The sequence below is a fragment of the Thiobacillus sp. genome (assembly GCF_018780105.1).
Classification (GTDB): domain Bacteria; phylum Pseudomonadota; class Gammaproteobacteria; order Burkholderiales; family Thiobacillaceae; genus Thiobacillus.
Genome location: NZ_JADMKC010000018.1, coordinates 113,799 through 126,798 on the forward strand (window position 1 = coordinate 113,799; position 13,000 = coordinate 126,798).

The window sequence follows — 13,000 nt, forward strand, 5'->3', positions numbered from 1 at the left end:
GATCAGCCCTGGCTTTTTTCGAATTCGCTCATGTAATCCACCAGCGCCTGCACGCCTGCCAGCGGCATGGCGTTGTAGATCGACGCACGCATGCCGCCGACCGAACGGTGGCCTTTCAATTGCAGCAGATTGCGTTCTTTCGCGCCTTTGAGGAAGGCCTCGTCGAGCGCAGCGTCAGCGAGGGTGAACGGCACGTTCATCAGCGAGCGGTTGTCGAGCGCCACCGGCGAGTTGTAGAAACCGGACGCGTCGATCTTGCCGTACAGTAGCCCGGCCTTCTCGCGATTGGTTTTTTCCATCGCCGAGAGTCCGCCGTTCGCCTTCAGCCATTTGAACACCAGACCGGCGGTATACATGGCGAAGGTAGCCGGGGTGTTGTACATCGAGTCGTTATCGGCGTGAATCTTGTAGTCGAACATGGTCGGCGTGCCCTTGAGCGTTTCGCCGATCAAGTCGTCGCGCACGATGACGATGGTGAGGCCGGCCGGGCCGATATTCTTCTGCGCGCCCGCGTAGATCAGGCCGAATTTCGACACGTCGATCGGGCGCGACAGGATGGTCGATGACATGTCGGCCACCAGCGGCACGCTGCCGGGCTGCGTTCCCAAATCTGGCGTCCAGAACAGCTCCACGCCGCCAATGGTTTCGTTCGGCGTGTAGTGGACGTAAGCCGCATTCGGATCGAGTTTCCACTGGTCCTGCGTCGGCGCGTAGCTGAAATTCTTGTCTTCGCTCGTTGCCACCACGTTCACCGCACCATATTTTTTGGCTTCTTTAATGGCCTTTTTCGACCATTCGCCGGTGTTCAGGTAATCGGCGCTGGCTTTGCCGCGCAGCAGGTTCATCGGCACCATCGCGAACTGGCTCGACGCCCCGCCCTGCAGGAACAGCACTTTGTAGTTGGCAGGGATGCCCATCACTTCGCGCAGATCGGCCTCGGCCTCGGCGGCGATGCCCATGAATTCCTTGCCGCGATGGCTCATTTCCATCACCGACATGCCGCTGCCATGCCAGTCGACCAACTCGGCCTGCACCTGCTGCAACACGGATTTTGGAAGCACGGCAGGGCCGGCACTGAAGTTATAGATGGTCATGCGCTTATTCCTCTTCGTTGTCGGTTTCAGCTACTTTTTCCAGGCCAATCAAGGTTTCGCCCTTGTCCAGATTGATCAGCGTGACGCCTTGGGTAGCGCGGCTCATCGCGCGGATTTCATTGACGCGGGTGCGGATCAGCACGCCACCGGTGGTGATCAGCATGATTTCGTCATCAGCCTTCACCAGCGTGGCGGCAACCACGCGGCCGTTGCGCTCGCTGGTCTGGATCGCGATCATGCCCTGCGTCGCACGGGCATGGCGGGTGTATTCGGTGATCGAGGTGCGCTTGCCGAAACCGTTCTCGGTCGCAGTCAGCACGAAATCATTTTCGTCCTCAGCCACCAGCAGCGAAATCAGTTTCTTGCCCTTGGCCAGCTTCATGCCGATCACGCCGCGCGCGGTGCGGCCCATCGGGCGCACGTCGTTCTCGTCGAAGCGCACCGCCTTGCCGCCGTCGGAGAACAACATCACGTCGTGACGGCCGTCGGTGATCGACGCGCCAATCAGGAAATCGCCTTCGTCCAGTCCCACCGCGATGATGCCCGCGGTGCGCGGACGCGAGAAGTCGGACAGCGGGGTTTTCTTGACGATGCCGTTGCTGGTCGCCATGAACACATAGTGTTCGTCGTCAAATGATTTGACCGGCAGCAATGCGTTGATCTTCTCGCCGTCTTCCAGCGGCAGCAGATTGACGATGGGTTTGCCGCGCGCCGCGCGCCCGCCTGCCGGGACGTTGTAGACCTTGAGCCAGTACATGCGCCCGCGATTGGAGAAGCAGAGGATGAAATCGTGGGTGTTGGCGACGAACATCTTCTCGATGAAGTCTTCGTCCTTGGTGCCCGCCGCCTGCTTGCCACGGCCGCCGCGCTTCTGCGCGCGGTAGTCGTCCATCGGCTGCGCTTTCATGTAGCCGCCGTGCGACAGGGTGACGACCATCTCCTCGGGCTTGATCAGGTCCTCCATCGACATGTCCTGCGCGTTCTCGACGATCACCGAGCGGCGGCCGTCGCCGAACTGCTCCTGGATCTGCTTCAGCTCTTCGCGAATGATCAGGGTGATGCGTGCCGGGGTCGCCAGAATGTCGAGCAGATCGGCGATTTTCAGCATGATCTCCTTGTATTCGCCAATGATCTTGTCGGATTCCAGATTGGTCAGGCGCTGCAGTTGCATCTCGAGAATGCGCTGCGCCTGAATCTCGGACAGGTGGTAGCCGTCGGCGTGCAGGCCGTATTCCGGCCCCATGTTCATCGGGCGCGAGTACTCGGGATCGATGCGCGCCAGCATTTCCTCGACCATCGCGGACTTCCACGCCTTGTCCAGCATGCGGGTTTTCGCGATCAACGGGGTTTCGGACGACTTGATCAGTTCGACAATCTCGTCAACGTTGGCCAGCGCCACCGCTAGACCTTCCAGAATATGGCCACGTTCGCGTGCTTTCTTGAGATCGAACACGGTGCGGCGGGTGACGACTTCGCGCCGGTGGCGCAGGAAGGCGTCGAGGATTTCGCGCAAATTGAGCAGACGCGGCTGGCCGTCGATCAGCGCCACCATGTTCATGCCGAAGGTGTCCTGCATCTGCGTCTGCTTGTACAGATTGTTCAGGATCACGTCGGCGTTTTCACCGCGTTTCAGCTCGATGTAGACGCGCATGCCCGACTTGTCGGACTCGTCGCGCAGGTCGGAAATGCCGTCAATCTGCTTTTCGCGCACCAGTTCGCCGATCTTGATCAGCAGATTGGCCTTGTTCACCTGGTAGGGCAGCTCGTCGATGATGATCGCCTGTTTGCCGCCTTCCCTGCCCACATCCTCGATGTGGCAGGTGGCGCGCATCACCACACGGCCGCGGCCGGTGCGATAGCCGTCGCGCACGCCGGACAGGCCGTAGATGATGCCGGCAGTCGGAAAGTCGGGCGCCTTGACGATCGCGATCAGCGACTCGATGTCGATCTCGGGATCGTCGAGCAGCGCAAACAGCGCGTCGCAGATGTCGGTGAGGTTGTGCGGCGGGATGTTGGTCGCCATGCCCACTGCAATACCGGACGAGCCGTTGATCAGCAGATTGGGGATCCGGGTCGGCAGCACCAGCGGCTCGAACTCGGAGCCGTCGTAGTTGGGGCCGAAATCGACTGTTTCCTTGTCCAGGTCGGCCAGCAGTTCGTGCGCGATCCGCGCCATGCGCACTTCGGTGTAACGCATCGCCGCCGCGTTGTCGCCGTCGACCGAGCCGAAGTTGCCCTGGCCGTCGATCAGCATGTAGCGCAGCGAGAAGTCCTGCGCCATCCGCACCATGGTGTCGTACACCGCGGTGTCGCCGTGCGGGTGGTATTTACCGATCACGTCGCCCACCACGCGAGCGGATTTCTTGTAAGCCTTGTTCCAGTCGTTGGAGAGCTCGTTCATCGCGAACAACACGCGGCGATGCACGGGCTTGAGTCCATCGCGCACATCCGGTAACGCACGCCCCACGATCACGCTCATTGCGTAATCAAGGTACGAACGCCGCATCTCGTCTTCGAGACTGACCGGGAGGGTTTCCTTGGCAAACTGTTCCATAACCGGCTTTTTATTGATCTAAAAGCCCGTGATTTTAGCATGGCCGCCCCGTCCGGCGGCCTTTGCCAAACCCCGGCCAAACAGTGAGAATGCAGCCACATGAAAATCCCGGTCGATCTCCTTCTCCTGCCGCAATGGGTCGTTCCCGTCGAGACCGATGGCGCACTGACCGACTACGCCGTGGTGGTGCATGACGGCGAGATTCTCGATGTGCTGCCTGCCGCCGACGCGCCTGTCCGCTACGATGCTGCGCGCACCCTCGCCCTGCCCGGCCAGGTGCTGATTCCAGGCCTGGTCAATCTGCATTGCCATGCCGCCATGTCGCTCCTGCGCGGCTTTGCCGACGACCAGCCCTTGATGGCCTGGCTGCACCAGCACATCTGGCCGGCCGAGAAAAAACACGTATCAGGCGCTTTCGTGCGCGATGGCACCCTGCTCGCCGCCGCCGAGATGCTGGCGGGCGGCATCACCACCGTAAACGACATGTATTTCTTCCCGCAGGCCGCGGGCGAAGCCTTCGTCCAGGCCGGCATGCGCGCCGCGCTGGGCATGATCGTGCTGGAATTTCCCAGTGCCTACGCGGTGGATGCCGACGACTATCTGGCCAAGGGTCTGGCGATGCGCGACGAACTGAAGGAAGAGCCGTTGCTGAGCTTTACCTTCGCCCCGCACGCGCCCTACACCATTTCCGACACCACTTTCGGCCGCATCAGCACCCTGGCCGAACAGCTCGGCCTGCCCATCCACACCCACATTCACGAAACCGACGACGAAATCCGCGACAGCATCAAACAATATGGCGTGCGTCCGCTGGAACGGCTGGCGCGGCTCGGCCTGTTGGGGCCAAACTTCATCGGCGTCCACGCCGTGCACGTGAACGACGCCGAAATCGAACTATTGGCGCAGCATGGCTGCCATGTGGCGCATTGCCCCAGCTCGAACCTGAAGCTCGCCTCAGGCATCGCACCGGCAGCCCGGCTCGGCGACGCGAGCGTCAATCTCGGCCTCGGCACCGACGGCGCGGCCAGCAACAACCGCCTCGACCTGTTTGCCGAAATGCGCCTGGCTGCCCTGCTGGCCAAGGGCGTCAGCGGCAACGCGACTGCCCTGCCCGCCGCCGCCGCGCTCAGGGCAGCCACGCTCGGCGGCGCGCGTGCGCTCAATCTCGACAGCCAGATCGGCAGCATCACGCCCGGCAAGCGCGCCGATCTGGTCGCAGTCGACCTGTCCGCCGCATCGAGCCAGCCGGTGTTCGATCCCGTCTCGCATCTGGTATACGTGGCGGGACGCGAAAACGTCAGTCATGTCTGGGTCGATGGCAAACTGAAACTGGATAACCACCGTCTGGTCGATCTCGGCCAGAATGGTCTGAACATCGACGACCTGAACGCACGTGCCGCCTACTGGCGCGCCAAAATCACTGCATAGGACTTTCAAATGAGCAATGTCGACGCCGCTGAAATCGCCAAATTTTCCGAGCTTGCGCACCGCTGGTGGGACCCGAATTCCGAATTCAAACCGCTGCACGAGATCAACCCGCTGCGCCTGAAGTGGATTGACCAGAAGGCCACGCTGGCGGGCAAAAAAGTGCTCGACGTCGGCTGCGGCGGCGGCATTCTGGCCGAGGCGATGGCAGCAGCCGGCGCCAGCGTCAGTGGTATCGATTTATCGGAAAAGGCGCTCAAGGTCGCCAAGCTGCACCTGTACGAATCCGGACTCAGCGTCGATTACCAGCTGGTCTCAGCTGAAAATTTCGCCGCGCAGCATGGCGGCGAATTCGACGTGGTCACCTGCATGGAAATGCTGGAACACGTGCCGGATCCCGCAGCCATCGTCGCCGCCTGTGCGCGCCTGGTCAAACCGGGTGGCTGGGTGTTCTTCTCGACACTGAACCGCAACGCCAAAAGCTACCTGTTCGCCATCGTCGGCGCCGAATACATCCTCAATATGCTGCCGCGCGGCACCCACGACTACGCCAAGTTCATCCAGCCCGCCGAACTGGCCCGCATGGCGCGCGAAAACGGCCTCGACACACAGGAGCTGATCGGCATGACCTACAACCCGCTGACCAAAATCTACAAGCTGGAAGCCGATACCGACGTCAACTACCTGCTGGCGACGCAGCGTGGAGAATAGGCATGGAAATCAACGCGATGAAGCTTGAAGGCATCCAGGCCGTGCTGTTCGATCTCGACGGCACGCTGGTCGATACCGCACCCGACCTTGGCTACGCGCTCAACCTGCAACGCGCGCGCCACGGCCTGCCGCCGTTGACCGACGACATCATTCGCCCGCAGGCCTCGCACGGCGCGCGCGGCCTGCTCGGCATCGGCTTCGATCTGCACCCGGACGACACAAAGTTTGCACCGATGCGTGAAGAATTTCTGCAACTGTATGCCGACAACATCTGCCGCCATTCGCGGCCGTTCGACGGCATTCTCGACCTGCTGGCTGCGCTCGACGCGCGCCAGCTCAAATGGGGCGTCGTTACCAACAAGCCCGCCCGCTTCACCGAACCGCTGATGTCTATTCTCGACCTGGCCGAGCGCGCCGCCTGCATCGTCTCCGGCGACACCTGCCCGCAGCCCAAGCCGCACCCTGCGCCCATGCTCGCCGCCGCCGAACTGTGCGAAGTCGCCCCCGCGCAATGCCTGTACCTGGGCGACGCCGAGCGCGACATTCAGGCCGCCAACGCCGCCGCCATGCCCGCCCTGGTCGCCGCCTGGGGTTACCTCGATGCCGCCGATCAGCCGCACACCTGGGGCGCGCACGCGCAAATCCGCCACCCGCTCGAAACCCTCGACTACCTCGCTAACTGAGCATGGCATACAGCCTGCTCAAGCAACTGCACCTGACCACCCTCGTCGTCACCCTCGCGCTATTTGTGCTGCGCGGCGTCTGGATGATGGCCGAATCGCCCCGCCTGCACGCCCGCTGGGTACGGATCGTCCCGCATATCAACGACAGCTTGCTGCTGGCCAGCGGCATCAGTCTGGCCATGCTGACCCGGCAATATCCGCTGGTAAACGGCTGGCTGACGGCCAAGTTCTTCGCACTGATCCTCTACATCGTGCTCGGAACTATCGCCCTCAAACGCGGCCGAACCCGAAGCCAGCGTATCGCCGCCTGGATCGCCGCGCTGCTGATATTCGGCTACATGGCCGCGGTTGCCGTCTCCCGCGACCCTGTTCCTTTCATACGGTAGGGCGCGTTATCAGGCCCTAAATCCCCGGAACTTTTTCACCCGGCGTCACTCAATGCATTACACTTGAAGCAGCAACACAAGGGGGCGACCTGGTTTCGACGGGGGTCGCGAAGCAGCGTAGGGCATACCGAGGGTCAGAGTACCTCGTAAATCCAACTGAAAATCGTTTAAACGCAAACGACGAAACTTACGCTCTAGCCGCTTAATTGCGCTAGACCCTGCACCAGCCAGCATGCGGGTTGGGTTGGGCAACCAACAGCAGGGTAATCTCAGCATGATCGTGTCTGTCCGGGTGGCTTGGGCAGACATTAAATCAAGGCCACTCGCCAAAGTTCAGCCTGTTCGGCGGGCGTAACCAAGGCTAAAGCACAAAATCACCGGACTAAGTATGTAGAACTGCCTGTAGAGGGCTTTCGGACGCGGGTTCGATTCCCGCCGCCTCCACCATCTACCCAAAAGCCCAACCGTTCCCGGTTGGGCTTTTTATTGCCCGGAATTCCGATCCAGAACAGGAATGCTAAAATTCTCGAAAGCCCGGACAGCGCGCCTGCCCGCTAAAACCCGGGATAGCTTTTATCCGGAAACAGCCGGCCTTGCTTTCTGAACGCCCAGGGTGGGATGGGCTTGGTCTCACGCCACAGCCCGCGCCGCATCAACTGCGCCATGAGTTGGGCGCTTTGGCAGGCAGACTGATCTTCGGGCGACAGGTCTCTGGCCAAGTCTTTGGCCCACCAGGCCATCCCATCCTTTACCTGCTCCAGTCCCATATCAACCGCTTTCACCGTCAGCTTGCAGATCATCGTTCTGTGCGGGTCGATCCTGGGGCAGTCCGCGACAGCCGTCTGGTTCAGGCTCAGCCGGCTGAGATTGAGTTTCGATTGTTCGTTCCAGGCCTGGTGTCGCTCGGGCGCATCAATGCCTGCGATCCTGATTGTGTATTGCCGACCTTCAGCCAAAAGGTTCAAAGTGTCGCCGTCTGCAACGGCGACGACGCGCCCGTGGAGGCGCTCGGCATGGATCAGCGGAGAGAGCAGCGTCAATGCCATGCCAACAAGGACGTGTACGCAAGCCGGGCTCCAGTTGCAGTTCTTCATGTGGGCCACACTCCGAAGCTGATTTCTCGTGTTGGCAACAGTACTACACGCTGACCAAGGTAGCGATCCGGCAAGTCCATCCGATAACCCGCATCCGGGCTTCGCAAGGTCTCCCAATGAACAATAAAAAGGGCCCGGATACGATCCGGGCCCTTTTCTTTGTGGCGATGAACCGCCTCCCAAAACCTCAACCCGACTGCCGGGTTGGGCTTGGGGAATGCTTATCCTGCGGGTGTCGCTGCTTTTTCGAAGCTGAACACACCATCGCGCGCATCCACCCGAATGGTGTCTTTGGCTGCAAAGCGCCCACCCAGGATTTCCTTCGCCAAAGCGTTTTCAAGTTCGCTCTGGATCGCCCGTTTGAGCGGCCGCGCGCCGTAAAGCGGGTCGAAGCCGGCGCGGGCGATTTCGGCCAGCGCAGCATCGCTGACGTCCAGCCCCATTTCCATTTGCGCCAGACGACTTTCCAGGCCTTGCAGCTGGATGCGCGCGATGCTGGCGATGTTTTTCTCGTCCAGGGCGTGGAACACGACGACTTCGTCGATGCGGTTGATGAACTCGGGGCGGAAGTAGGACTTCACTTCGCCCAGCACGGCCAGCTTCACCACCTGATAATCGTCGCCGCTCATCTGCTGGATCATCTGGCTGCCAAGGTTGGAGGTCATCACGATCACGGTGTTGCGAAAGTCGACGGTGCGGCCCTGGCCGTCGGTCAGGCGGCCGTCATCCAACACCTGCAGCAGCACGTTGAACACGTCCGGATGCGCCTTTTCCACCTCGTCCATCAGGATCACGGAATAGGGCTTGCGACGCACCGCTTCGGTCAAATAACCGCCCTCTTCATAGCCGACATAGCCGGGTGGCGCGCCGATCAGGCGGGCGACCGAATGCTTCTCCATGAATTCGCTCATGTCGATGCGGATCATGTGATCGGCCGAGTCGAACAAGTATTCGGCCAGCGTCTTGCACAGCTCGGTCTTGCCGACGCCGGTGGGGCCAAGAAACAGGAAAGAGCCGAGCGGACGGTTGGGATCGGACAGGCCGGCGCGAGAGCGGCGGATGGCGTCGGAGACGACGCGCACCGCTTCATCCTGCCCCACCACGCGGCTGTGCAGCTTGTCTTCCATGTGCAGCAGCTTGTCGCGCTCGCCCTGCATCATTTTCGAGACCGGGATGCCGGTCGCCCGCGAGACGACCTCGGCGATTTCCTCGGCGCCGACTTCGGTACGCAGCAACTTGAACGCAGACTTGGTGTCGGCCGCTTCGGCATGCTTCAACTGGGCTTCCAGCTGCGGCAGCTTGCCGTATTGAATCTCGGCGACTTTGTCCAGCTTGCCTTGACGCTGCAGCTCGACCATCTCGCCGCGCAACTTGTCGATTTCTTCCTTGATGTGGGCGCTGCCCTGCACCTGGGCTTTTTCAGCTTTCCAGACTTCTTCCAGATCGTTGTATTCGCGCTGCTGGGTCAGCAGTTCGTCCTCGATCAGTTGCAGGCGCTTTTTGGACGCTTCGTCCTTCTCGCGCTTGACAGCCTCGCGCTCGATCTTCAGCTGGATCATGCGCCGTTCGAGCTTGTCCATCACCTCGGGCTTGGAGTCGATTTCCATCTTGACGCGCGCAGCCGCCTCGTCGATCAGGTCGATCGCCTTGTCGGGCAGGAAACGGTCGGTAATGTAGCGGTGCGAGAGTTCGGCTGCCGCGACGATCGCCGGGTCGGTGATATCGACCCCGTGGTGCAGTTCGTAGCGCTCCTGCAGGCCGCGCAGAATGGCGATGGTCGATTCGACGCTGGGCTCGTCCACCAGAACCTTCTGGAAGCGGCGCTCCAACGCGGCGTCTTTCTCCACGTATTTGCGGTACTCGTCGAGCGTGGTGGCGCCGATCAGGTGCAGCTCGCCGCGCGCCAATGCCGGTTTCAGCATATTGCCGGCATCCATCGCGCCTTCGGCCTTGCCTGCACCGACCAGGGTGTGCAGCTCGTCGAGAAACACGATGTAACGGCCCGGATCCATTGCCAGCTCTTTCAGCACGGCTTTCAGGCGTTCCTCGAATTCACCGCGATATTTGGCTCCGGCCAGCAGCGCGGCGAGGTCGAGCACCAGCACTTTCTTGCCCTTCAGGGTCTCCGGCACTTCGTCATTCACGATCCGCTGCGCCAGCCCCTCGACAATTGCAGTTTTGCCGACGCCAGGCTCGCCGATCAGCACCGGGTTGTTCTTGGTACGGCGCTGCAGGATCTGGATCGAGCGGCGGATTTCGTCGTCGCGGCCAATCACCGGGTCGAGCTTGCCGTCACGCGCCCGCTCGGTCAGATCGAGGGTGTACTTGGCGAGCGCCTCGCGCTGGCCTTCGGCCTCCTGCGATTGCACGTTTTCGCCACCACGCACCGACTGGATGGCCTGTTCCAGCGCGGCTTTCTGTGCACCGTGCTGCTTCATCAGACGCCCGGTTTCACCCTTGTCGTCCAGTGCCGCCAGCAGAAACAACTCGGAAGCGATGAAGGCGTCGTTGCGCTTCATCGCCTCCTTGTCGGTCAGGTTCAGCAGGCTGTTCAGTTCGCGCGAGATGCTCACCTCGCCGCCCTGTCCTTCGACCTTGGGCAAACGGGTCAGCGCCTGCGTCAGTGCCGCTTTCAGCGCAGGCACCTGCGCGCCGGCGCGCGACAGGATGGCCGCAGCGCCGCCGCCTTCCTGATTGAGCAAGGCCAGCAGCAGGTGCTGTGGCTCAATATAGGCGTGGTCGCCGCCGACGGCCAGGCTTTGGGCGTCGGAAAATGCCTGTTGAAACTGCGTGGTGAGCTTGTCAAATCGCATAGTGGGCCTCGTGCTTTAAGGTATATTCAATGGCCCTTACATGAAGCCTGCCCAGGCGATTTCAACCCGCCATGTCTGAATTGATTCAATCCCAGGTTCTGATCGATATCGCCCGTGCACTGGACGAGGATATCGGTAGCGGCGACCTCACCGCCCAGCTCATCCCGGCCAGCCAAACCGCCCGCGCCCGCGTGATCACTCGCGAAACCGCCGTGATCGCCGGGCGGCCGTGGTTCGACGCCTGTTTTCGGGCGCTCGACCCCGTTTGCGTGATCGACTGGCAGATCAACGAAGGTGATGCCGTCGCCGCCGGCGACGTCCTGGTGGAGATCAGCGGCAACGCCCGCGCCCTGCTCTCCGCCGAACGCCCGGCGCTGAATTTCCTGCAAACCCTGTCGGCCGTGGCCACCGCCACCCGGCCCTACGTCGACGCCGTGCGCGGCACCCACGCCGCCATCCTCGACACCCGAAAAACCCTGCCCGGCCTGCGCGTCGCCGAGAAATACGCGGTGCGCGTCGGCGGCGGGCAGAACCAGCGCATCGGCCTGTTCGACGGCATCCTGATCAAGGAAAACCACATTGCGGCGGCAGGCGGCATCGCCCAGGTGCTGGAAGCGGCATTCAAGCTGGCGGGCGACACCGTCAGCGTGCAGATCGAGGTGGAAACGATCGACGAGCTCGAACAGGCCCTGAGCGCCGGCGCACCGCTGATCCTGCTCGACAACTTCAGCCCTGCGGACATGCGCCACGCGGTGCAGGTGACCCATGGCCGCGCCCTGCTCGAAGCCTCCGGCAACATCACGCTCGACACGGTGCGCGCGGTGGCCGAAACCGGGGTCGATCGCATTTCCATCGGCAGCCTCACCAAACATATCCGCGCGGTCGACTTGTCGATGCGCATCCAGGCCGATGATTGAGCCACTTTTAATCAAGACAGTCCGGGTCGATTACGCCAACCCCGTCCACGCCGCCGCGCTGGTCGATCTGCTCGACAGCTACGCGCGCGACCCGGCGGGCGGCGGCGAACCACTGTCCGGTTTCGCCCGCGCCCATCTGGTCAGCCAACTGGCTGCGCGGCCGTTCATTTTCAGCGTGATGGCGTTCGAGGGCGACGTGCCCGTCGGGCTCATCAATGCCATCGAAGGCTTTTCCACCTTTGCCTGCCGGCCGCTGGTGAACGTGCACGATGTGGTGGTGCTGCCTGACTATCGTGGACGTGGCATTGCGGCGCAGATGTTTGCCGCGGTCGAAATGATTGCCGTCGAGCGCGGCGCATGCAAGCTGACGCTCGAAGTGCTTTCCGGTAACCTCGCCGCGCGGGGGCTCTACGAAAAGCTGGGGTTCGACGACTACCGACTTGACCCGGCTATGGGCCACGCGCAGTTCATGCACAAATGGCTGGACTGAAACACATTCTGCTGGCGCTGCTGCTGGGCCTCGGGCAGGCATGGGCAGACACCCCGGCCGCCGCCCCGGCGATGCTGCTGGCCGAGCAATATGCCGCCCACGTCGATGTCACCCAATATTGGGTGAGCGAAAAATTCGACGGCGTGCGGGCGCAATGGGACGGCCGCGCCCTGCGCTTTCGCGGCGGCGGCGTGGTGCCGGCGCCTGCCTGGTTCACCGCGAACTTCCCGCCGGCGCAGCTGGACGGCGAACTGTGGATCGGCCGCGATACCTTCGATGCGCTGTCGGGCACGGTACGCAAAGTCGAGCCGGTGGACGCCGAATGGCGGCAGGTGCGGTATCTGGTTTTTGAGCTGCCCGGTGCAGCCGGTGACTTCAGCGCCCGCCTCCAGCTGATGAACGCCCTGATCGAGCAAGCCGGCGTACCCTGGCTGCAGGCCGTCGAGCAGACGCGCGTGGCCGACCATGCCACGCTGATGCAGCAACTCGATGCCGTGGTCAAGGCGAACGGCGAAGGCCTGATGCTGCATCGCGCCGATGCGCCCTATCTCACCGGACGCAGCGATGTGCTGTTGAAACTGAAGCCCTGGCAGGACGCCGAGGCAGTGGTGGTCGGCCATGTGGCGGGCAAGGGCAAATACGCGGGCATGACGGGATCACTGGAAATGGAAATGCCGGACGGCCAGCGCTTCCGCATCGGCAGCGGGCTCTCCGACGCGCTGCGCCGTCAACCACCGCCCATCGGCACCCGCATCACTTACCGCTACCAGCACCTGACGAAAAACGGCGTGCCGCGCTTTCCGCGTTACCTGCGGGTGCGAGAGGATTTTTAG

11 protein-coding genes and 1 other RNA gene are annotated in these 13,000 nt (G+C 62.2%); 8 read left to right on the forward strand and 4 right to left on the reverse strand.

Annotation, left to right across the window (positions count from 1 at the left end; translation table 11 throughout):
• Nucleotides 1–2: 2 nt before the first annotated feature.
• Both serC and gyrA read right to left on the reverse strand, forming a co-directional pair.
• Nucleotides 3–1,094 carry a 3-phosphoserine/phosphohydroxythreonine transaminase gene (gene serC, locus IV098_RS10700; RefSeq protein WP_296888944.1) on the reverse strand — a complete coding sequence of 364 codons (1,092 nt, stop codon included), beginning with the start codon at nt 1,092–1,094 and terminating at the stop codon, nt 3–5.
• Between the two features lie 4 nt (nt 1,095–1,098).
• Nucleotides 1,099–3,648 carry a DNA gyrase subunit A gene (gene gyrA / locus IV098_RS10705; RefSeq protein WP_296888945.1) on the reverse strand — a complete coding sequence of 850 codons (2,550 nt, stop codon included), beginning with the start codon at nt 3,646–3,648 and terminating at the stop codon, nt 1,099–1,101.
• Between the two features lie 99 nt (nt 3,649–3,747).
• Here gyrA and IV098_RS10710 point away from each other — a divergent pair, with 99 nt between their 5' ends.
• From IV098_RS10710 to ssrA, 5 genes are all read left to right on the forward strand, one after another.
• Nucleotides 3,748–5,076, forward strand: a complete 1,329-nt coding sequence (locus IV098_RS10710) for a TRZ/ATZ family hydrolase (protein WP_296888946.1) — start codon at nt 3,748–3,750, stop codon at nt 5,074–5,076.
• 9 nt (nt 5,077–5,085) lie between these two features.
• Entirely contained in the window at nt 5,086–5,784 is a 699-nt protein-coding gene (gene ubiG, locus IV098_RS10715; RefSeq protein WP_296888947.1) for a bifunctional 2-polyprenyl-6-hydroxyphenol methylase/3-demethylubiquinol 3-O-methyltransferase UbiG, read from the forward strand.
• Between the two features lie 17 nt (nt 5,785–5,801).
• Complete coding sequence (locus IV098_RS10720) at nt 5,802–6,467, forward strand: HAD-IA family hydrolase (RefSeq protein ID WP_296889330.1); 666 nt, start codon at nt 5,802–5,804, stop codon at nt 6,465–6,467.
• Nucleotides 6,468–6,469: 2 nt separating this feature from the next.
• Nucleotides 6,470–6,853 carry a SirB2 family protein gene (locus IV098_RS10725; RefSeq protein ID WP_296888949.1) on the forward strand — a complete coding sequence of 128 codons (384 nt, stop codon included), beginning with the start codon at nt 6,470–6,472 and terminating at the stop codon, nt 6,851–6,853.
• An 80-nt stretch (nt 6,854–6,933) separates the two neighbouring features.
• Nucleotides 6,934–7,300: a transfer-messenger RNA gene (ssrA, locus tag IV098_RS10730) on the forward strand.
• Nucleotides 7,301–7,407: 107 nt separating this feature from the next.
• Here the strand turns inward: ssrA and IV098_RS10735 are convergent.
• Complete coding sequence (locus IV098_RS10735; RefSeq protein ID WP_296888950.1) at nt 7,408–7,947, reverse strand: thermonuclease family protein; 540 nt, start codon at nt 7,945–7,947, stop codon at nt 7,408–7,410.
• Between the two features lie 221 nt (nt 7,948–8,168).
• A complete protein-coding gene (gene clpB / locus IV098_RS10740) occupies nt 8,169–10,760 on the reverse strand; it encodes an ATP-dependent chaperone ClpB (protein WP_296888951.1) in 2,592 nt (863 codons plus the stop codon).
• Nucleotides 10,761–10,831: 71 nt separating this feature from the next.
• Here clpB and nadC point away from each other — a divergent pair, with 71 nt between their 5' ends.
• Genes nadC through IV098_RS10755 form a run of 3 tightly spaced genes read left to right on the forward strand, consistent with a single transcriptional unit; the run spans nt 10,832 to nt 13,000 of the window.
• The gene (nadC, locus tag IV098_RS10745) at nt 10,832–11,677 is read left to right on the forward strand and encodes a carboxylating nicotinate-nucleotide diphosphorylase (RefSeq protein ID WP_296888952.1); all 846 of its coding nucleotides are present in this window, start codon (nt 10,832–10,834) and stop codon (nt 11,675–11,677) included.
• Nucleotides 11,670–12,167, forward strand: coding sequence for a GNAT family N-acetyltransferase (locus tag IV098_RS10750; protein WP_296888953.1), 498 nt, complete (start codon nt 11,670–11,672; stop codon nt 12,165–12,167). Before nadC ends, IV098_RS10750 begins: the two co-directional genes overlap by 8 nt.
• Nucleotides 12,155–13,000: a DNA ligase gene (locus IV098_RS10755; RefSeq protein WP_296888954.1), complete on the forward strand. Its 846-nt coding sequence runs from the start codon at nt 12,155–12,157 to the stop codon at nt 12,998–13,000. The genes IV098_RS10750 and IV098_RS10755 overlap by 13 nt, the downstream gene beginning before the upstream one ends.